17 protein-coding genes are annotated in these 19,566 nt (G+C 35.4%); 10 read left to right on the forward strand and 7 right to left on the reverse strand.

The window, feature by feature from the left end:
• The coding region (locus tag JF259_RS15620; protein ID WP_199116646.1) for a transposase at nucleotides 1-271 on the reverse strand (271 nt) is incomplete at its 3' end.
• Nucleotides 272-346: 75 nt separating this feature from the next.
• Here JF259_RS15620 and aqpZ point away from each other — a divergent pair.
• On the forward strand, nucleotides 347-1,033 hold the full coding sequence (gene aqpZ / locus JF259_RS15625) for an aquaporin Z (RefSeq protein WP_199116647.1): 687 nt from the start codon (nucleotides 347-349) through the stop codon (nucleotides 1,031-1,033).
• Between the two features lie 71 nt (nucleotides 1,034-1,104).
• On the opposite strand, the gene JF259_RS15630 is transcribed toward aqpZ, so the two are convergent.
• The 4 genes from JF259_RS15630 to JF259_RS15645 form a co-directional block, all read right to left on the reverse strand.
• Nucleotides 1,105-1,887, reverse strand: a complete 783-nt coding sequence (locus JF259_RS15630; RefSeq protein WP_199116648.1) for an anti-sigma factor — start codon at nucleotides 1,885-1,887, stop codon at nucleotides 1,105-1,107.
• A 12-nt stretch (nucleotides 1,888-1,899) separates the two neighbouring features.
• On the reverse strand, nucleotides 1,900-2,430 hold the full coding sequence (locus JF259_RS15635; RefSeq protein ID WP_199116649.1) for an RNA polymerase sigma factor: 531 nt from the start codon (nucleotides 2,428-2,430) through the stop codon (nucleotides 1,900-1,902).
• Between the two features lie 61 nt (nucleotides 2,431-2,491).
• The gene (gene murB, locus JF259_RS15640) at nucleotides 2,492-3,505 is read right to left on the reverse strand and encodes a UDP-N-acetylmuramate dehydrogenase (RefSeq protein WP_199116650.1); all 1,014 of its coding nucleotides are present in this window, start codon (nucleotides 3,503-3,505) and stop codon (nucleotides 2,492-2,494) included.
• Nucleotides 3,505-4,695: a pyridoxal phosphate-dependent aminotransferase gene (locus tag JF259_RS15645; RefSeq protein WP_199116651.1), complete on the reverse strand. Its 1,191-nt coding sequence runs from the start codon at nucleotides 4,693-4,695 to the stop codon at nucleotides 3,505-3,507. Before JF259_RS15645 ends, murB begins: the two co-directional genes overlap by 1 nt.
• Nucleotides 4,696-4,832: 137 nt before the next feature.
• On the opposite strand from JF259_RS15645, the gene JF259_RS15650 reads away from it, so the two are divergent.
• On the forward strand, nucleotides 4,833-6,167 hold the full coding sequence (locus JF259_RS15650; RefSeq protein ID WP_199116652.1) for an aspartyl protease family protein: 1,335 nt from the start codon (nucleotides 4,833-4,835) through the stop codon (nucleotides 6,165-6,167).
• A gap of 53 nt (nucleotides 6,168-6,220) precedes the next feature.
• Here the strand turns inward: JF259_RS15650 and JF259_RS15655 are convergent, their stop codons facing one another.
• Nucleotides 6,221-6,646, reverse strand: coding sequence for a DUF1573 domain-containing protein (locus JF259_RS15655; protein WP_199116653.1), 426 nt, complete (start codon nucleotides 6,644-6,646; stop codon nucleotides 6,221-6,223).
• 334 nt (nucleotides 6,647-6,980) lie between these two features.
• On the opposite strand from JF259_RS15655, the gene JF259_RS15660 reads away from it, so the two are divergent.
• Together JF259_RS15660 and katG are read left to right on the forward strand one after the other, a co-directional pair.
• Complete coding sequence (locus JF259_RS15660; protein ID WP_199116654.1) at nucleotides 6,981-9,614, forward strand: valine--tRNA ligase; 2,634 nt, start codon at nucleotides 6,981-6,983, stop codon at nucleotides 9,612-9,614.
• A 210-nt stretch (nucleotides 9,615-9,824) separates the two neighbouring features.
• Nucleotides 9,825-12,038 carry a catalase/peroxidase HPI gene (katG, locus tag JF259_RS15665; protein ID WP_199116655.1) on the forward strand — a complete coding sequence of 738 codons (2,214 nt, stop codon included), beginning with the start codon at nucleotides 9,825-9,827 and terminating at the stop codon, nucleotides 12,036-12,038.
• A 156-nt stretch (nucleotides 12,039-12,194) separates the two neighbouring features.
• On the opposite strand, the gene JF259_RS15670 is transcribed toward katG, so the two are convergent.
• Nucleotides 12,195-12,698: a peptidase associated/transthyretin-like domain-containing protein gene (locus tag JF259_RS15670; protein ID WP_199116656.1), complete on the reverse strand. Its 504-nt coding sequence runs from the start codon at nucleotides 12,696-12,698 to the stop codon at nucleotides 12,195-12,197.
• A 164-nt stretch (nucleotides 12,699-12,862) separates the two neighbouring features.
• Between JF259_RS15670 and JF259_RS15675 the strand changes: the two genes are divergently transcribed.
• The 6 genes from JF259_RS15675 (at nucleotide 12,863) to JF259_RS15700 (ending at nucleotide 19,496) form a co-directional block, all read left to right on the forward strand.
• On the forward strand, nucleotides 12,863-14,188 hold the full coding sequence (locus JF259_RS15675; protein WP_317192098.1) for a DUF2851 family protein: 1,326 nt from the start codon (nucleotides 12,863-12,865) through the stop codon (nucleotides 14,186-14,188).
• 17 nt (nucleotides 14,189-14,205) lie between these two features.
• Complete coding sequence (locus tag JF259_RS15680; protein ID WP_199116657.1) at nucleotides 14,206-14,433, forward strand: PspC domain-containing protein; 228 nt, start codon at nucleotides 14,206-14,208, stop codon at nucleotides 14,431-14,433.
• A 3-nt stretch (nucleotides 14,434-14,436) separates the two neighbouring features.
• Nucleotides 14,437-15,459 carry a potassium channel family protein gene (locus tag JF259_RS15685; RefSeq protein ID WP_199116658.1) on the forward strand — a complete coding sequence of 341 codons (1,023 nt, stop codon included), beginning with the start codon at nucleotides 14,437-14,439 and terminating at the stop codon, nucleotides 15,457-15,459.
• A gap of 105 nt (nucleotides 15,460-15,564) precedes the next feature.
• Nucleotides 15,565-17,187, forward strand: coding sequence for an alanine/glycine:cation symporter family protein (locus JF259_RS15690; protein ID WP_199116659.1), 1,623 nt, complete (start codon nucleotides 15,565-15,567; stop codon nucleotides 17,185-17,187).
• 157 nt (nucleotides 17,188-17,344) lie between these two features.
• Complete coding sequence (locus JF259_RS15695; RefSeq protein WP_317192100.1) at nucleotides 17,345-18,226, forward strand: ComEA family DNA-binding protein; 882 nt, start codon at nucleotides 17,345-17,347, stop codon at nucleotides 18,224-18,226.
• A 103-nt stretch (nucleotides 18,227-18,329) separates the two neighbouring features.
• Nucleotides 18,330-19,496 carry an acyl-CoA dehydrogenase family protein gene (locus JF259_RS15700; RefSeq protein WP_199116660.1) on the forward strand — a complete coding sequence of 389 codons (1,167 nt, stop codon included), beginning with the start codon at nucleotides 18,330-18,332 and terminating at the stop codon, nucleotides 19,494-19,496.
• Nucleotides 19,497-19,566 lie beyond the last annotated feature (70 nt).

The raw sequence follows: 19,566 nt of genomic DNA on the forward strand, positions 1-19,566 counted from the left end.
TGCTTACAAAATAGACAATGTAAAATGCTTTGAGCAGATCAAACTTAACTTGATGGAATAAAGTGTTCGCGGTAGGAGATTCAACATAACGACAAGATGTGCATTGACGCGAATGTAAAGCTTTACCTGAACAACTATGATGATGACCACATTTTTTACAGCTAAAACCATTTTCCCATTTAAGATCTGAGAGGTACAACAAGCAATCTTCCGAACTTGAAAAACGCTCTTGAAATTCGAATAAGGATAGGCTTTTGAATCTTTGCTCCATAAGTTTATGTATTTATCCCTTGAATTTACTCATATTATTAATATTTACAAAACGCCTAAGTCGAAAATATTATTTATGAAAAAATTATTTGCAGAATTTTTTGGAACGTTTTGGCTTGTCTTTGGCGGTTGTGGTAGTGCTATTTTTGCCGCGGGTTATCCCGATTTGGGTATTGGTTTTGTAGGTGTGGCTTTAGCCTTTGGACTTACTGTTTTAACAATGGCTTATGCTGTAGGCCACATATCGGGAGCTCACTTTAATCCGGCGGTGTCCTTGGGGTTGTGGGCTGGAGGGAAGTTTTCTTCTAAAGATTTGTTAGGGTACATAGTAGCTCAGGTTATTGGAGCTATTGCTGCAGCGGGGGCGTTATACCTTATTGTCTCAGGAAAGTCAGATTTTGTAGATATAGGTAATTTTGCTGCCAATGGTTATGGCGATTTGTCTCCGGGAGGTTACAGTATGGTTTCTGTTTTAATTGCCGAATTTTTATTAACTATGTTTTTTCTATTGATAATTTTGGGAAGTACTTACCCTAAAGCTCCTAAGGGATTTGCAGGTATTGCCATAGGTCTGGCTTTAACGTTAATTCACTTGATTAGTATTCCTATTTCTAATACTTCTGTAAATCCAGCACGATCTACAAGTCAGGCATTGTTTGCAGGAGGTGATTTTACGGGGCAGTTATGGTTGTTCTGGTTAGCGCCAATCGCTGGGGGACTAGTTGCAGGATTTGTACATAAGGTGCTATTTGATAAAGCGTAGTATGGATTGGCTATAAAAAAAGTGCCCTGTCTTAATTTATAAAACAGGACACTTTTTTAGTTTCTATAGATTTACTTTAAATCAATTTCGGCAACTGAGTTTTCTAAAGAAGCCACGGTATTACCTCCTTTGGGTTCTATGGTGATATTTAAACCAAGTGCATCTTCGGTATAAGGAATAGCCCTAAGTTGTCGATCGGTTTCGCTTAAAATTCCTAAACTAACCATTTTTCCCTGTAGTTCTGCCCATATTTGGTAGCACTGCTCTTTTGGTAGTTGTGGTAATGAAACCACATCGATCATAGAGGTTTTTTCCTTGGGATTAATGTAGGCCACTGTTTTTAAATTCTTGGCTCTGCTATTGCCCTGTATAATATATTTATAGGTCTCCGGATCGTTAAGTTGTTTAAATTGATACATGATATCATCCAACTTTTTGTTGTTCATTTCAATATCATCGCGTAAATCAAAAATTTCGTCAACAACTATTTGGTTTTCCTCAGACAGTTTTTTGTTTTGGTTGTAAAACAAATATGAGGTGCCTGCAAAGAATAGGGCAGCTATACTGGCTGCAATACTGTATTTATACCAAGTTTTATATTTGGTTTTTAAAGTTATAACAGGAGTGTCATCAATTTCTTCTAAAATGTTGTTTAAGACACTTTTGGGCGCTTCAACAGCATTGCTTTTTGCAACCACTTCAAGGTTGTATTGCATGGTGTTGTATGTGTTCTGTACTTCCGGGTATTTTGAAATATAAGTCTCCACCATTTCTGTTTCTTCAGAAGTAGTTTCACCTAATAGATATTTTTCTAATAGGCCAGAATTTAGAAAAGTATTTATTTTCGCATTCATGACATTATTCGGTTAAGGATTGTAAATTTTTTTTAGTTCTCGCAATCCAATTTTTAATCTCGATTTAATAGTGCCTAGAGGAATATCTAATTCTTCACTGGCTTCCTGTTGGGTCATCCCTTCAAAAAAGAGGGCGTTAATCACGATTTGATATTTTTCATCTAAGGTTTTTAGATGTGTTTTAATATCCAAAACATCCTGATTGAGCTCGTTTATTGTTATTTTATATACGGGAGAAACATCTATTTGGACTTCTTTTTCGGTTTTGTTCTTTAGGGAGCGCACTTTGTCTATAGCACTGTTGTAAGCTATGCGGTATAGCCAGGTAAATAATTTGGCCTTGCTTGCATCATATTTTTTAGAGTATCTCCAAACCTTAATAAAAGTTTCTTGGAGTACATCCTGAGCTGTATCTTCATCAGAAATCACTTTTTTTATAACACCATAGAGCGAATCGGCATAATTTTCATATAGCAGTGTTATGGCTTTTTTATTGCCACCTTTTAGTAAACGAACTATTTCTTTTTCTATTGAAGATACCAAGTTTATGTATTTTAAATCATAATTAGCTTCGATTTGTAATCTCCCAAAGTTAGAAATTTCTTTATAATATATTTACTTCGGCCTCAAGAGAGATGTCGAATAAGCGTTTAACTGTGTTTTGGATAAGATTTGAAAGCTTTAATATATCCGTTCCACTTGCATTACCATAATTAACGAGTACCAAGGCTTGGTTTTTATGTACGCCATAGTCCCCAAAATGCTTGCCTTTAAACCCAGCTTTTTCTATTAACCAACCAGCTGGAATTTTTACTTCGACATCGGATACTGGATAACTTGGAATGTCATTGAAGTTTTTATATAATTTTTGAAAATGCGTTTTGCTTATAACCGGATTTTTAAAAAAACTACCACTATTGCCTATAATTTTAGGGTTAGGTAGTTTACTTTCCCTTATTTCAATAACAGCTTTTGAAACATCTTGTATGGTAGGCTTGGTAATATTCATTTCCTCAAGTTTTGCAGAAATGCTGCCATAGCCAATATTTACCTTGTGGTGGCGTTTTGTTAGTTTAAAAGAAACACTTGTTATTATATATTTTCCTTTAGCTTCATTTTTAAAAATAGAATTTCTATAACCAAAATTGCATGCCGTTTTCAAAAATGTTTGAAATGTTTCTGTTTCTAAAGAAAGAGCTTCGCAGGATACAAAACTGTCTTTTAGCTCTACACCGTAGGCTCCTATATTTTGAATAGGGGCTGTTCCAACATTACCGGGAATTAAAGATAAGTTTTCCAACCCGCCAAAATCATGCGCTAGGCACCATTGAACAAAATCATGCCAGTTTTCACCTGCATAGGCTTTAACGATAACAAAATCATCATCTTCTGATACAATCGAAATGCCCTTAATATTAACGTGCATAACCAACATTTCTTGGTCTTTTGTAAGCAAGATGTTGCTACCCCCCCCCAGAATGAGTTTTTCAGGGTAATCTTTGAGGGCTAAAGCCTGTTCTAGATCGTTAATATTGGAAATAGATGTAAAATGCTTTGCGTTTACATCAATGCCAAAGGTATTGTATTGTTTTAAGGATATGTTATGTTTAATTTGCACTAGTCTTTATATACCTTTAATGCTTCTCGTAAAATTTTAACTGCTCTAATCAGGCTTTCTTTATTAAGTACGTAAGCAATTCGTATTTGGTTTATGCCAACTCCTGGGGTAGAATAGAATCCTCCAGCAGGTGCTACCATAATGGTTTCATTATCAATACTAAAGTGTTCTAAAAGCCATTGTGCGAAATCGTCAGAATTTTTAACAGGGAGCTCAGCAATACAGTAAAATGCACCTTTAGGTTTTGCTACTTTTACCCCATCTATTTTTTGTAATTCAGAAATTAGGGTATTTCGTCTGTCCACATATTCTTCAATAACAGCGTCAAAATAACTTTGTGGTGTTTCCAGGGCTGCTTCACTAGCAATTTGTGCTAAAGTTGGAGGACTTAAACGGGCTTGGGCAAATTTTAAGGCTGTTGCTATAACCGTTTTATTTTTAGAAACTAAACAGCCTATTCTGGCACCGCACATACTGTAGCGTTTAGAGACCGAATCGATCATTATTGCATGTTCTTCTAAACCGGCTTCCTGCATAACGGAATAATGTGTGTTGCCGTCGTAAGCAAACTCACGATATACTTCGTCTGCAATTAAAAACAAGTCGTGTTTTTTAACGATTTCTGAAAGCTTTTTAATTTCTTCCTTCGAATATAAGTAACCTGTTGGATTTCCAGGGTTACAGATTAAAATAGCCTTTGTTTTAGGAGTGATTAGTTTTTCGAATGCCTCAATTGGAGGCAATGCAAAATTATCTTCAATTTTGGATATTACAGGAACTACTTTTACCCCTGAAGCTGTTGAAAAACCATTGTAATTTGCATAAAATGGTTCAGGAATTATAATCTCGTCATCAACATCCATAATGCTCCCAAAAGCAAAAAGTAGTGCTTCGCTCCCACCTGTGGTTACTATTATATCATCATGTTTTACTTGTATATCATGATTAAGGTAATAAGAAGCAATCTTTTGTCTATATGCTTCAGAGCCCTCAGATCTGGAGTAAGCTAATACATCTATAGTGCTATCTTTTACTGCCTGTAAAGCAATTTTTGGGGTTTTAATGTCTGGTTGCCCAATGTTTAAATAATATATAGATTTCCCCATTTTTTCAGCTTGTTCCGCATAAGGAACAAGCTTGCGTATTGGAGATTGCGGCATCAATTGCCCTTTTTTGGATATTGTCGGCATCAGTATTAGTTTTAAGTTGCAAAGTTGATAAAAAAAGTTGGTAACTTTATCTTAAATTTTTTCTAAAAAACACTAGAAAACGGGGATTTTATCAGAAAGAGTTGTAACTTCATGTAGTAAAAGTTTTATATTCGTTTATGAAGAAAATCATTGGAGCTATTTTTTTACTTCTCTTATTCGGTAATCTTTCTTTTGCCCAGAACAGGTTTGTTATTCAAAATAAAAAGCAAACCGATAAAATAAGATTTGAATTAATAAATAATTTGGTTGTTATACCTGTTGAAGTTAATGGGGTTACCTTGTCTTTTATATTGGATACAGGAGTAAGTAAACCGATCATTTTTAATTTTTTAAACATGTCGGATACTTTAAAAATTAAGGAAACAGAGCGTATGTCCTTAATGGGGTTGGGTGAAGGAGATTCGATTCAAGTATATAAGTCTAAAAATAATGTTTTTAAGGTTGGAGAAGCTGTTAAGTTAAATCAGGATGTATATGCCGTTATAGATTCTAATTTAAATTTTGGCCCTAGATTGGGAGTATCTGTTCATGGTATTTTAGGATTCGATTTGTTTAAGGATTTAGTAGTCGAAATAAATTATTCAAGGCAATATGTTCGATTGACCGAACCAGAGGCATATCAGTATAAGGTGTGTAGAAATTGTGAAAGATTAAATATTGAATTCTATAATAGTAAGCCCTATGTAAATGCTAAAGTAAAGATCAATAAAAAAACCATACCCGTTACATTGTTAATAGATTCAGGGGGTAGTGATGCATTGTGGCTATTCGAAGACAAAACATTAGGGATAACTTCGGGAGATGTGTTTTTTGAAGATTTTTTAGGGCATGGCTTAAATGGTAGCGTGTATGGGAAACGCTCTAAAATTGAGAGGTTTGCCCTAAACAATTATGCGTTCAAGGATATTAACGTAGCTTATCCAGATTCTGCATATATTAAATTTGCAAGAATGTTTAAGGGGCGCAATGGTAGTATTGGTGGTAGTATATTAAAACGTTTTAATACTACCATAGATTATCGCAATGCCTTGATTACACTAAAAAAAAATGCATCGTTTAAAGAGAAATTCAGCCATAATAAAAGTGGGATTGAGTTAGCGCACAAAGGTGTGCAAATTGTAAAAGAGATTAAATATGATAAAGAAGGAGTAAAGGTAAACGATGATGATAACTACTATAGTATTATTGATTTTAAAAAGAATTATAACATCGTTTTAAAACCATCTTATGAGATAGCAGAGTTAAGGAAAGACTCACCGGCGCATAGGGCAGGTTTAAAAAAAGGGGATGTGGTTATAGCTATTAATGGTAAACGAGCCTACGAGCTTCCGTTGCAAGAATTAATACATATGTTTTATGGCGAGGATGGTAAGCGTATAAAATTGAAAATAGTTAGAGGTGGTAGGGAGACTTTAGTTTTTAACTTTCAGTTAGAAGATGCATTTAAATAAAAAGCCTGAATCCAATTAATGGTTCAGGCTTTACTAGTAAAGTGATTATTGTTTTATTGTTGTACAAGACTTTTTTCTTTCTTTTGTAGTACGCTCTCTTTACTTGGGTCTACAACCAGCCCCTTAATTTTTAAAGCTACAGTTGGTGTTTCTGCATTAGAAATTACTGTTATTGTTTTTCTAATGGGATTAACTCTGTTCGTGTCATATTTTACTTCAATTTCTCCTGTTTCACCAGGTAGAATTGGCCCTTTAGGCTTTTTAGGAACAGTGCAGCCACAACTGGATTTTACATCAGATATAATAAGTGGTGCATCTCCTGTATTGGTAAACTCAAAAACTCTTACGCCATCAGCGCCTTTTTCAATTGTACCGTAGTCGATGGTATCAGTTTTAAACTCGATTTTAGCGACTTTATTTTGCGCATTAACAGATAAACTAATTAATCCGATAAATAAAAGTGTAAATAAATGTTTCATTTTCTTATGTTTTAAATTTTTTAATTGTAAATGCAACTCATACAGTAATATTACCAGATGGATAATGTAATATTGGCTATGTATAATTCATTAAGTTAGGTTAAAATTCAAAGGTAAACATACTTACTTTTTTAGCAATCTGCAAAAATAATAGATGTAATGCAGGAATGTTCCTAAATTATAGGTGTTAAAATTATATGGTGCATTGCTGGAGTTTTAGGTTAATGATTTTAAAATTAAAGAATATTCATTTTTTTTGAAACCCTTTATTGCTTTCACAGAAACAGAAATATAAGTACTTTTGCACTTCAAAACTCAAAAATTGTTCCAAAGTATGCAAGTTCCATCAAAATATGATGCTACTCAGGTAGAAGAAAAATGGTATGAATACTGGATGACCCACAATTATTTTCATTCAGAACCAGATGAAAGAGAACCTTATACAATTGTAATTCCGCCACCTAACGTCACGGGTGTATTACACATGGGACACATGTTAAACAATACCATTCAAGATGTGTTAATTCGTCGTGCGCGATTACAAGGAAAGAATGCGTGTTGGGTACCTGGTACAGATCATGCTTCTATTGCTACAGAAGCCAAAGTTGTCGCTAAATTAAAAGAGCTGGGTATCGATAAGAATAGCTTATCCCGTGAAGCGTTTTTAGAACATGCATGGGAATGGACGCACGAATATGGAGGGGTAATTTTAGAACAACTTAAAAAACTAGGTTGTTCATGCGATTGGGATCGTACCAAGTTTACTATGGACGACGATATGAGTGAAGCTGTAATAAAAGTATTTGTTGATTTGTACAACAAAGGCTTGATTTATAGAGGATATCGTATGGTTAATTGGGATCCGGAAGCAAAAACAACACTGTCTGATGAAGAAGTTGTATACGAAGAGAAGCAAGGCAATCTTTATTATTTAAACTATAAAATAGAAGGTAGCGATGCTATTTTAACCATTGCAACCACACGTCCTGAAACCATTTTTGGAGATACCGCTATATGCATTAACCCTAATGACGAACGTTTTTTTCATCTTAAAGGGAAGAACGCAATTGTACCTATATGCAATCGCGTGGTTCCTATTATAGAAGATGACTATGTCGATATGGAATTTGGTACAGGTTGTTTAAAGGTAACACCTGCCCATGACGAAAATGATAAGGCTTTAGGGGATAAACACAATTTAGAAGTAGTCGATATTTTTAATGACGATGCAACTTTAAATAGCTATGGTTTGCATTACGAGGGACAGGATCGTTTTGAAGTTCGTAAAGCAGTAGCAAAGGAGTTAGAAGAAACAGGTGTTTTAATAAAAACAGAGACACATATAAATAAAGTTGGAACATCGGAGCGTACAAAAGCGGTAATTGAACCAAGATTAAGCGACCAATGGTTCTTAAAAATGGAAGGCTTGGTGAAACCAGCTATCGAAGCGGTTTTGGGTAATAATCCAGAAATTAAATTGTTTCCAAAGAAATTTGAAAACACCTATCGCCATTGGATGGAAAACATTCGAGATTGGAATATATCGCGTCAGTTACTTTGGGGACAACAAATACCAGCTTATTATTATGGTGATGGTAAGGAAGATTTTGTTGTAGCTGAAACTATTGAAACGGCTTTAGAGTTAGCAAAACAAATAACAAATAACCAACAACTAACAAGTAATGATTTAATTCAGGAAACCGATGCCTTAGATACGTGGTTCTCGTCGTGGTTATGGCCTATGAGCGTGTTTGATGGTATTCGTAATCCAGATAACGATGATATAAAATACTATTATCCAACAAACGATTTGGTGACCGGGCCGGATATTTTATTTTTCTGGGTAGCCCGTATGATAATTGCCGGTTACGAATATAAGGACGAAAGACCATTTAATAATGTGTACTTGACAGGGTTGGTACGTGACAAGCAACGTCGAAAAATGAGTAAGTCATTGGGTAATTCACCCGATGCGTTAAAACTTATTAATGATTATGGAGCCGATGGAGTGCGTGTTGGTTTATTGTTAAGTAGCGCAGCAGGTAACGATTTAATGTTTGACGAAGCGCTGTGTCAGCAAGGAAAAGGGTTTGCAAATAAAGTATGGAATGCCTTTAGATTGATTAATGGTTGGGAAGTTGCCGATATAGAACAACCCGAATCATCTAAGATAGCCATCGATTGGTTTGAAGCTAAGTTTCAAAAGACCTTAGGGGTCATTGAAGACCATTACAGTAAGTACCGTATAAGTGATGCACTTATGGAAACCTATAAACTTATATGGAACGATTTCTGCTCATGGTTTTTAGAAATGATTAAACCAGGATTTCAACAGCCTATCGATAAGAAAACATACAGAGCAGTTATAGATGCTTTAGAGAATAACTTGAAACTGTTGCATCCATTTATGCCATTTTTAACAGAAGAAATTTGGCAGCATATTACAGAAAGGAATCCAGAAGAAGCCTTAATAGTAGCCAAGTGGCCAAAAGCGAAGCAAGTAAACGATACATTGATTACAGAATTTGAATTTGCTTCTGAAGTAGTTTCTGGTATACGTACCATCAGAAAACAAAAAAATATAGCCTTTAAGGATGCTATTGGATTTTCTGTAATTAATAATGAAAATACCTCCAGTACTTTTGATGACATTATTGTTAAAATGGGCAACCTTAAGAGTATTGAATACGTATCCGAAGCGGTAGAAGGAGCTTTAACTTTTAGGGTAAAGTCTAACGAGTACTTTGTGCCAATGGTTGGAACAATTGATGTGGAAGCTGAAATTAAAAAAATAACAGAGGAGTTAAGCTATACTGAAGGATTTCTGAAATCTGTACAAAAGAAGTTATCTAATGAACGTTTTGTGTCAGGAGCTCCAGAAAAGGTCGTAGCAAGCGAAAAAAAGAAAGAAGCAGATGCCTTGGCAAAAATTGAAATGCTTAAGGCTAGTTTGGAAAGTTTGAATTAAAGATAATTATTGTAAAGCATATAGATAGGGCGGATTGATATCCGCCTTTTTTATTGAGTAAACTTTTCATAAAAATCGCTAACCCTTATTTATGGTTGTTTCTGTCTTATGAATAGATAATTTTTATGAACAGATAAAAACTATCAATAAAAATTATCGCTAAGAATGTTGTAAATTGTAGGGGCTTATTAACTTAAAACCTCTAAAACAATGGAAAATAACCCGCATTCTAGCAACGGTGTAAATAGTGAAAGTAAATGCCCTTTTAGTGGAGGCGCTCCCAAACAATCTGCGGGAGGCGGAGCCAGAAATCATGATTGGTGGCCAAACAAATTAAATGTAAATATCTTACGCCAACATGCTTCCTTGTCTAACCCAATGGGAGAACAGTTTAATTATGCAGAAGCCTTCAAAACGCTGGACTATAATGCTTTAAAAAAAGACCTTAATGATTTGATGACCGATTCACAGGATTGGTGGCCTGCAGATTTTGGTCATTATGGTGGCTTGTTCATTCGTATGGCTTGGCATAGTGCAGGAACCTATCGTATAGGAGATGGGAGGGGAGGAGCAGGATCTGGACAGCAACGTTATGCTCCGCTTAACAGTTGGCCAGATAATGCCAGTCTTGACAAAGCACGCAGATTATTATGGCCTATTAAGCAGAAGTACGGTAAAAAGATTTCATGGGCAGATCTTATGATTTTGGCAGGAAATGTTGCCCTGGAATCTATGGGATTTAAAACCTTTGGCTTTGGTGCAGGGCGCGAAGATGTTTGGGAGCCAGAAGAAGATGTGTACTGGGGTTCGGAAACTTCTTGGCTGGAAGATAAACGGTATTCCGGGAAAAGAGATCTTGAAGATCCGTTGGCCGCTGTGGTGATGGGACTTATTTATGTAGATCCAGAAGGACCTAATGGCAATGGTGATCCGCTTTCTGCAGCTGTAGATATTAGAGAAACGTTCAAGCGCATGGCAATGAATGATGAAGAAACGGTGGCTCTTATTGCTGGAGGACACACGTTTGGGAAAGCACATGGTGCTGCAGATCCAGGAGTGTATGTTGGGGCAGAACCAGAAGCAGCACCCATTGAGGAACAAGGTTTTGGATGGAAAAATAGTTTTAAATCAGGAAAAGGCCCCGATGCCATTACAGGTGGTCCAGAGGTAACATGGACGCAAACGCCGACAAAATGGAGTAACCACTTTTTTAAGAACCTATTTACTTACGAATGGGAGCTTACTAAAAGCCCTGCAGGAGCAAAACAATGGGTTGCCAAAGATGCTGAAGCTACCATCCCTGATGCTTTCGATAGCTCTAAAAAACATAAACCTACCATGTTAACCACCGATCTGTCTTTGAGGTTTGATCCAGAATATGAAAAAATATCCCGACATTTTTATGAAAACCCTGATGACTTTGCAGATGCTTTTGCGCGTGCTTGGTACAAGCTAACACATCGTGATATGGGACCGCTTTCACGTTACCTTGGTCCCGAAGTGCCAAAAGAAGAATTGCTATGGCAAGATCCGATTCCCGAAGTAGATCATGAGCTGATTAATAGTGATGATATTGCTGATTTAAAAGGAAAAATTTTAAATTCAGGGCTTTCAATATCCGAATTGGTTTCAACCGCTTGGGCTTCAGCATCAACATTTCGTGGCTCAGATAAACGAGGGGGGGCTAATGGAGCACGCATCCGATTAGAGCCTCAAAAAGATTGGGAAGTAAATAATCCCAAGCAATTGGCTAAAGTGTTGCGTGTATTAAAAGGTATTCAGGTGGAGTTCAATAATGGAAAAAAGAAGGTTTCTATTGCTGATCTTATTGTCTTAGGAGGTATAGCTGCTATCGAACAGGCGGCACAACGCGCTGGGTATAATGTAGAAGTGGCATTTAATCCAGGTAGAATGGATGCCTCACAAGAGCAGACAGAAATAGAGTCGTTTGCTTATCTTGAACCCTATGCTGATGGTTTCCGTAATTATCGTAGAACCGAATTTTCAGTTACAACAGAAGCTTTGTTGGTAGATAAGGCGCAGTTGTTAACGTTAACAGCACCAGAAATGACAGTACTTGTTGGAGGAATGCGAGTTCTTGATACTAATTTTGATGGAGCTAACCATGGTGTTTTTACCAAGCAAAAAGAAGTACTTACTAACGATTTCTTTGTAAATCTATTAGATATGGGAATTGAATGGCAAAAGAGTTCTAGTTCTGATGAGCTTTTTGAAGGGCGAGACCGAAAAACGGGTACTCTTAGATGGACTGGGACACGAGCAGATCTTGTATTTGGTTCCAATTCAGAATTGAGAGCACTTGCCGAAGTGTATGCTAGTGATGATGCTAAAGAAAAATTTGTTAACGATTTTGTAAAGGCTTGGGAGAAAGTAATGGATCTTGATAGGTTTGATTTAGCGTGACAGATTACTTTTGTAAATTTTGTGGCAGACGATCTGGAATAGGTCGTCTGTTTTTTCGATTTAAGTTATTATTTTTTGGGATAAGTAAGATTCTTTATAAAAAAAATGCAGGCGTCAGACCTGCATTTAGAACAATATGGGCTTTACTATGTCGGGTTATTTTTTTATAGCAACTAAATGGTTTTTCCAATTAGTAGGTACATTATTCAGCTCATATATATTTAATCCTCCTTCATGAGTTTTGGCAATAGAGGATTGAGATAATGTTTCATTTAAAAACTCCGTGTCTAATTTATACATGGCTCCAGTTGCAGGGTCTACTATTAACAACCCAATTGCTCCACCAATTAGAATATTTCCGAAGTACCATCCGTCTAACTTGAAGTGTACAGGTACGGTTTTTGTGTCATAACCATTTTTTTCAAATTTAACCTGATATCTTGCTTTCGAGAAATAACCGTTACCTGCTTTAAGTTTTAGTGTAGCTGGTGTGTGTCCTTGATATACTTCAACACCTTTTTTGTCTGTAATAGTAATTTTTGCTTCAGAAGGGGGGCTATTTATAGAAATTGGATAGCTGCTTTTGCTAACAATACTGGCGCAGCTTGTGGTTAAGATAATTGTTCCTGTCAATAAAATGGAAGTGATTTTTTGTTTCATTAAGTTTAAAAGTTTTGTTAATCAACCTACTCTTTAAAAAGTTAGGTTGATTTCGATTATATTATTTGCCCATATCAATACACTATGTTTTGGCGAATGTAATAGTAAATTACTTACAACACAATAGGAAAAATGACTTTACATTCTTTTTTCGTACTTAAAAGTTGAAATATCTTTCAAAATATATCAAAAAGATTTATTTCTTTTTCTATTTTAGTAAAATGCAAGAAGATTTCCTACATTATTTATGGAGGCATAAAAAGTTTGAAACAACTAATTTAACGACTACAAGCAACGAAGTGGTTAATGTAATAACTACTGGTGTGCACAATACAAATGCCGGCCCCGATTTTTTTAATGCGCAGTTGCGCATAGGAGAGCAAGTTTGGGCGGGTAATGTAGAGATTCATGTTAAGGCCTCCGATTGGTATTTGCATAATCACGAACAAGATAATGCTTACGACAACGTAATTTTACATGTAGTTTGGGAGCATGATACCGAGATTTTTAGAAAAGACAATACGGTCATTCCAACCTTGGAATTAAAGCACTATGTGCCTATAGGTATATTAAACAAATATAAAAGCTTACTTACTAATAAAAATAAATGGATTAATTGCGAGCAAGATTTTGCATCGGTCGATCATTTTACACTGACCAATTGGTTGGAACGTTTGTATTTTGAGCGTTTGGAAAGAAAATCGGAAACAATAGAAGCGCTTTTAAGATCTTCAAAAAACGATTGGGAAGCCGTTTTGTTTAAAATGTTAGCCAGAAATTTTGGGCTCAAGGTAAACGGAGAAGCCTTCTTTAGTTTGGCTAAATCAGTTGACTTTTCTGTGATTAGAAAAGTTCAGGGTAAGCAGTTTGCTTTAGAGGCTTTGCTATTTGGGCAAGCAGGTTTGTTGGATTTTGATGTTGAAGAAGGCTATTATTTAGAACTTAAGAATGAATATCAGTTTTTAAAACGTAAGTTTAGTTTGAGTAATAGTAAAGTACCAGTACAGTTTTTTAGATTAAGACCGCACAATTTTCCAACCATAAGATTGTCGCAATTAGCCAGTTTGTACCATGAGCATCAGCAACTATTTTCTAAAGTTATGGCACTTCAAGATTTGGATGCATTTTATGAATTGTTTAAGGTCGCTGCTTCATCGTTTTGGAATACACATTATACGTTCCATAAAACATCTAGAACTGCCTCTAAAATATTAACGAAGCCGTTTATGGAGTTACTGTTTATAAATACAATATTGCCGCTTAAATTCTGTTATGCAAAACATAATGGGCAAACAGTTGATGTAGAGATAATTACTGCAGCGAGAAGAATTGCCTCAGAAAAGAATAGTATTGTAGAAGCGTTTAATAATTTAAAGACTGTATCAAGTTCGTCAATGGAATCTCAGGCGCTTATTCAGCTAAAAGAAGCATATTGTTCTAAAAATAAGTGCTTGCAATGTGCCGTAGGCAATGCTTTAATCATTAAATAAAATGCTTAAATTGCAGCATGAATATTTTTTATAAACCATTACTTTTTTTTCAAAAACATGGCTATTATGTTTGTCAGCGTATAGCCGATCGTTTTGGTATTCGCGCAAAAGTGGTAAGAACTTCGTTTATATATTTAACCTTTGTAACCTTAGGATTTGGGTTTGCATTGTATTTATTTATTGCCTTTTGGATGCGTATCAAGGATTTACTTTATACTAAACGCTCATCAGTCTTCGATTTATAAACTATGAATCCATTAATAAAATTTTTTAGGACCAAGATCTATACAGCTGTTCTTTTGCTAGTGATCTTGTTGATAATTGGTGTGGTAGGTTTTAAGTCGATGGACGAAAACTACACTTGGGTTGATTCTCTTTATATGACGGTAATAACAATAACCACTGTCGGATTTCAAGAAGTTCACCCATTGGACGATATGACCAAAGTGTTCACTGTTTTTTTAATTTTAACCAGTGTCTTTATTTTGGGTTATGCCTTGAGCGTGATTACCGAATATATTTTGAGTAAGAATGACTTTGAAGAATTAAAACAAAAAAACATGCAAAAAACGATAGACAGCTTAAAAGGCCATGTCATAATCTGTGGTTATGGTAGAAATGGGAGGCAAGCGGCTACTAAATTATTGGCTTATAGTAGACCTTTTGTAATAATTGAAAAGAATAAAGAATTGCTGGATAAAATAGATGGCGAATTGATGCCTTATGTGTATGGAAATGCCAGTGATGATGAGGTTCTTATACAAGCTGGTGTGGAAAGAGCGTCCTGTTTGATTTCTGCATTGCCCAATGATGCCGATAACTTATTTATTGTACTGTCTACAAGGCAAATAAACAAAGACATAAATATTATTAGTAGAGCTTCTTTAGAAACATCGTACGGCAAGTTAAAGTTGGCAGGAGCCAATAACGTTATATTGCCAGATAAAATAGGTGGGGATCACATGGCCTCTTTAGTTGTCGTTCCTGGGTTGATGGAGTTTGTAGACAATCTGTCTATTGTGGGGAAATCGAATATAAATATAGAAGAGATTCCAGTAGAAAAATTATACACTACCAAAGGCACGAAAACAATTAGGGATTTAGATTTGCGCAAGCGAACAGGTTGTTCCGTTATAGGGTATAAAGATGAAAATGGGGACTATATTGTAAATCCTGAAGCAGAATTAGAATTAGCAGCAAAATCTAAGATTATTGTTTTAGGCCGTCCAGAGCAAATACAGCAGCTTAATTCAGAATTTAATATTAAATAATCAAGTTCTATTTTAACGGTATATGTTTTACAGAATCAATTTTTTTTAGCATCTTGCCGATTTTAAGTACAAATTTTTAATAAAACGTATAAATTTTAGATAATTATGAAGAAATACCTTCTTTCAATATGCACTTTAGTGTTTCCAATTTTAACATTTGCTCAAGAGTCAACATCCGAAAAAATAGATAGAGTTTTTAAAGATTATACAGGTTGGTTTGTAGAAGGTATATTTTACGAAATTCCATTCTCAGAAGAATATAGAATACCATGGGTACTTATTGTTTTAATAGGAGGTGCTATATTTTTTACTGTCTATTTTAAATTTATAAATATTACAGGTTTTAGAACAGCTTTAAAGGTTGTTGAGGGTAAATATGAGGATATAGAGAAGCATGGTGCAGATACATTATATGGAGATCCAACACCTAATGAAGACCATAATATAATAGAAACCCTAAGAGACGATAGTGCGCATGGAGAAGTATCTCACTTTCAGGCATTAACAGCAGCTCTGTCTGCAACAGTAGGATTAGGAAACATTGCAGGTGTAGCGGTAGCTTTATCAATAGGGGGGCCTGGAGCTACGTTTTGGATGATTCTTGCTGGTCTGCTGGGTATGGCTTCAAAGTTTGCAGAATGTACGCTTGGGGTGAAATACAGAGATGTTGGAGAAGACGGTACAGTGTATGGTGGCCCTATGTACTACTTAACAAAAGGGCTTAAGGAAAAAGGAGTAGGTGGTTTTGGAAAAGTGTTGGCCGTACTATTTGCCATTTTTGTTATTGGTGGATCTTTTGGTGGAGGAAATATGTTTCAAGCGAATCAAGCAGCTGCACAGTTCATTAAGTTATTTGAATTTGAAAGTTCCAATGCAGGGATGTATTTTGGAATGGTTATGGCTGTTATTGTAGCTATAGTAATTATTGGAGGAATTAAGCGTATTGCTTCGGTAACAGAAAAAATAGTGCCTTTTATGGCTGGAATTTATGTATTGGCAGCACTTATAATTTTAGGAGCTAACTGGAGTTTAATAGATGATGCGTTCGGTTTAATTTATGAAGGAGCCTTTTCAGGTTTGGGAATAGCAGGAGGTCTTGTTGGTGTTATGATACAAGGAATTCGTCGTGGGGCATTTTCTAATGAAGCTGGTGTAGGGTCGGCAGCAATCGCTCACTCTGCTGTACGTACTAAGTATCCTGCCAGTGAAGGAATTGTTGCTTTATTAGAGCCGTTTGTAGATACCGTTGTAATCTGTACCATGACGGCATTAGTAATTGTTATTACAAATTTTGACGGAAACTTTATGGAATATGGAGTGCCAATTAAAGAAGGGGTAGAGCTAACAGCTGTGGCTTTCGATAGTGTGATACCACATTTTTCGATTGTTTTAACCGTAGCCGTTATTTTGTTTGCTTTTTCAACGATGATATCTTGGTCTTATTATGGTATGCAAGGATGGGTGTTTTTATTTGGAAAAGGAAAAGTGTCCGATCTAGTTTATAAAATCTTATTTTTAGTTTTTGTAGTTGTAGGTTCGTCTATTAGCTTAGGTGCTGTTATTGATTTCTCTGATGCAATGATTTTTGCAATGGTAGTTCCAAACATTATTGGAGTTGTTATTTTAGCGCCGGTAATTAAGCGGGAGTTGAAAAAATACTATGAAGCAATTAATCTAAAACATGATGCTTTAGAGGAAGGGGCAGAAGACCTTAACAAGCATATGTAGGTATTGGCCATGAAACGAGCATTAAGAAATTTTAAAAATTACTTCACAAAAGGAAATGTTTAAAATTTTTAATGAGAGAACGAGTGTAAGGAGTGGTTGCACACGTTCTCAATTTTATAATTACAATAAAATCAATTAATTACTAAAATTTAAACGTGTGAGAAATTTTAAATCCCATTTCGTTTTTTCCAGAGCGCAACGAAATGGGATTTTTTTATTGGTACTTGTTATTGTTGGCTTGCAATGTCTTTGTTTTTATCTGGATTTTTCTTCTAGTTCAATGCATGAAAACGAATATAGCGTTAACTTCCAAAGCTATACCAACGAAGTTGATTCGTTACGGCATGTCAAACAGGTAGACAAGCCTAAAATATATCCCTTTAACCCTAATTTTATAACCGATTACAAAGGCAGTATTTTAGGGATGAGTAATAAAGAAATTGATAGGCTGTTGGCATTTAGAAAAGAAAATAAATGGATCAATTCGGCTAAACAATTTCAAGACGTTACGCACATATCCGATTCGCTTCTAAATACTATGGTGCCGTTTTTTAAGTTTCCAGAATGGGCCGTCAAATCCAAACCTAAAAAAGAGGTTAATTATGAAAGCAGTAGCACAACTAAAACATATGCTCAAAAATTAGATTTGAATACAGCAACATCGCAACAGCTTCAAAAGGTAAATGGCATTGGTAAGGTACTTTCAGAACGGATAGTGAAATACAGAAATGGCTTTATTGGAGGTTTTATAGCCGATGTGCAACTACAGGATGTTTATGGTTTAACGCCGGAAGTTATAGAGAGGATTACAAATGAGTTTACAGTAAAAACACCAAGAAGGATTCAGAAAGTGGCTTTAAATATTGCAACCGTAGAAAATTTGGTAACAATTCAGCATATAGATTATGATTTAGCTTATCAAATTGTAGAGCAAAGACAATTAAGGGAAGGTTACGAGTCTTTGGATGAATTAACAAAAGTTAAGGGCTTTCCTATAAATAAAATCGAGATAATTAAATTATATTTGTCGCTTGATTAAAATAGCAAATTAATTGCTTAGGGCTTCATTGGGTAGTTAGTGGATATAATGAAGGTTCTAAGAGTAAATTAAGCTAAACTAAAACACAAATAAATTTTATTAGATGCGTAGTATGTACTTCACCGAAGAGCATGAACTTTTTAGAAAGAGTCTTCAGGATTTTCTAAAAAAAGAGGTTGTTCCTTATGTTGATGCTTGGGAGAAAACAGGAATAATAGATCGGTTTATTTGGAAGAAGTTTGGAGATATGGGTTATTTTGGAATAGCTTATCCAGAAATTTATGGAGGAACTGATTTAGATTTATTTTATACGGTTATCTTTTTAGAGGAACTTCAAAAGATTAATTCGGGGGGATTTGCTGCGGCTATGTGGGCACATGCTTATTTAGCAATGACGCATCTTAACAAGGAAGGTAACGATAGTATAAAACAACGCTATTTAACACCGAGTATTGCAGGCGATAAAATAGGATGTTTGTGTGTTACCGAACCCTATGGTGGGAGTGATGTAGCAGGTATGCGAACTACGGCTGTAAAAGAAGGTAGTAATTATATAATTAATGGTTCGAAAACATTTATTACTAATGGTGTTTACTGTGATTATATGGTTGTAGCAGCTAAAACAAATCCGGAGTTGGGAAATAAGGGTGTGAGTATATTTGTTGTAGATAAAGAAACACCCGGAGTAACGGCCACTAAACTAGACAAGTTAGGATGGAGGGCTTCCGATACGGCTGAAATAGCTTTTAACAATGTTGTGGTTCCAGAATCGAATCTTATGGGAGAATCAGAGAAAGGTTTCCAGTATATTATGCAGCATTTTGCTCTAGAGCGTTTAATAATGGGAGTTAATGCGCATGCACGGGCCGAATATGCCTTAGACTATGCACAGCAATATATGTCGGAACGTCAAACTTTTGGGAAAGCTATAAATCAATACCAAGCATTACGACATAAGTTTTCGGATCTCTATAGCTTTATGGAAGTTTGTAAGGAGTACAATTATTCGGTAGCTTACAAATTGGATAAAGGGATTTATGCTGTAAAAGAAGCAACTATTTCTAAATTGCAGTCAACTAAAATGGCCGATGAGGTTATTTATGAATGTCTACAGTTTTTGGGCGGTTATGGTTATATGGAGGATTATCCAATGGCTAGACTGTTAAGAGATAGTAGATTAGGGCCTATAGGAGGGGGTACTTCGGAGATACTAAGGGAGATTTTAGCTAAAATTGTTATAGATAAAAAGGAGTACAAACCAGCTACTTAAAATAATTTATAATTCAGAATTTAAAAATTCAAAATTATTTTTATATTTGCAGCCTGAAATTCTAAAAGAG

Source organism: Snuella sedimenti (assembly GCF_016428595.1).
Lineage (GTDB): Bacteria > Bacteroidota > Bacteroidia > Flavobacteriales > Flavobacteriaceae > Snuella > Snuella sedimenti.

Bases quoted from the DNA above. Each gene is read 5' to 3' on its own strand.
- aqpZ (WP_199116647.1), top strand. From the start codon at position 347: ATGAAAAAATTATTTGCAGAATTTTTTGGAACGTTTTGGCTTGTCTTT.
- JF259_RS15630 (WP_199116648.1), bottom strand. From the start codon at position 1,887: ATGAATGCGAAAATAAATACTTTTCTAAATTCTGGCCTATTAGAAAAA.
- JF259_RS15645 (WP_199116651.1), bottom strand. From the start codon at position 4,695: ATGCCGACAATATCCAAAAAAGGGCAATTGATGCCGCAATCTCCAATA.
- JF259_RS15650 (WP_199116652.1), top strand. From the start codon at position 4,833: ATGAAGAAAATCATTGGAGCTATTTTTTTACTTCTCTTATTCGGTAAT.
- JF259_RS15655 (WP_199116653.1), bottom strand. From the start codon at position 6,646: ATGAAACATTTATTTACACTTTTATTTATCGGATTAATTAGTTTATCT.
- JF259_RS15660 (WP_199116654.1), top strand. From the start codon at position 6,981: ATGCAAGTTCCATCAAAATATGATGCTACTCAGGTAGAAGAAAAATGG.
- katG (WP_199116655.1), top strand. From the start codon at position 9,825: ATGGAAAATAACCCGCATTCTAGCAACGGTGTAAATAGTGAAAGTAAA.
- JF259_RS15670 (WP_199116656.1), bottom strand. From the start codon at position 12,698: ATGAAACAAAAAATCACTTCCATTTTATTGACAGGAACAATTATCTTA.
- JF259_RS15680 (WP_199116657.1), top strand. From the start codon at position 14,206: ATGAATATTTTTTATAAACCATTACTTTTTTTTCAAAAACATGGCTAT.
- JF259_RS15685 (WP_199116658.1), top strand. From the start codon at position 14,437: ATGAATCCATTAATAAAATTTTTTAGGACCAAGATCTATACAGCTGTT.
- JF259_RS15690 (WP_199116659.1), top strand. From the start codon at position 15,565: ATGAAGAAATACCTTCTTTCAATATGCACTTTAGTGTTTCCAATTTTA.
- JF259_RS15700 (WP_199116660.1), top strand. From the start codon at position 18,330: ATGCGTAGTATGTACTTCACCGAAGAGCATGAACTTTTTAGAAAGAGT.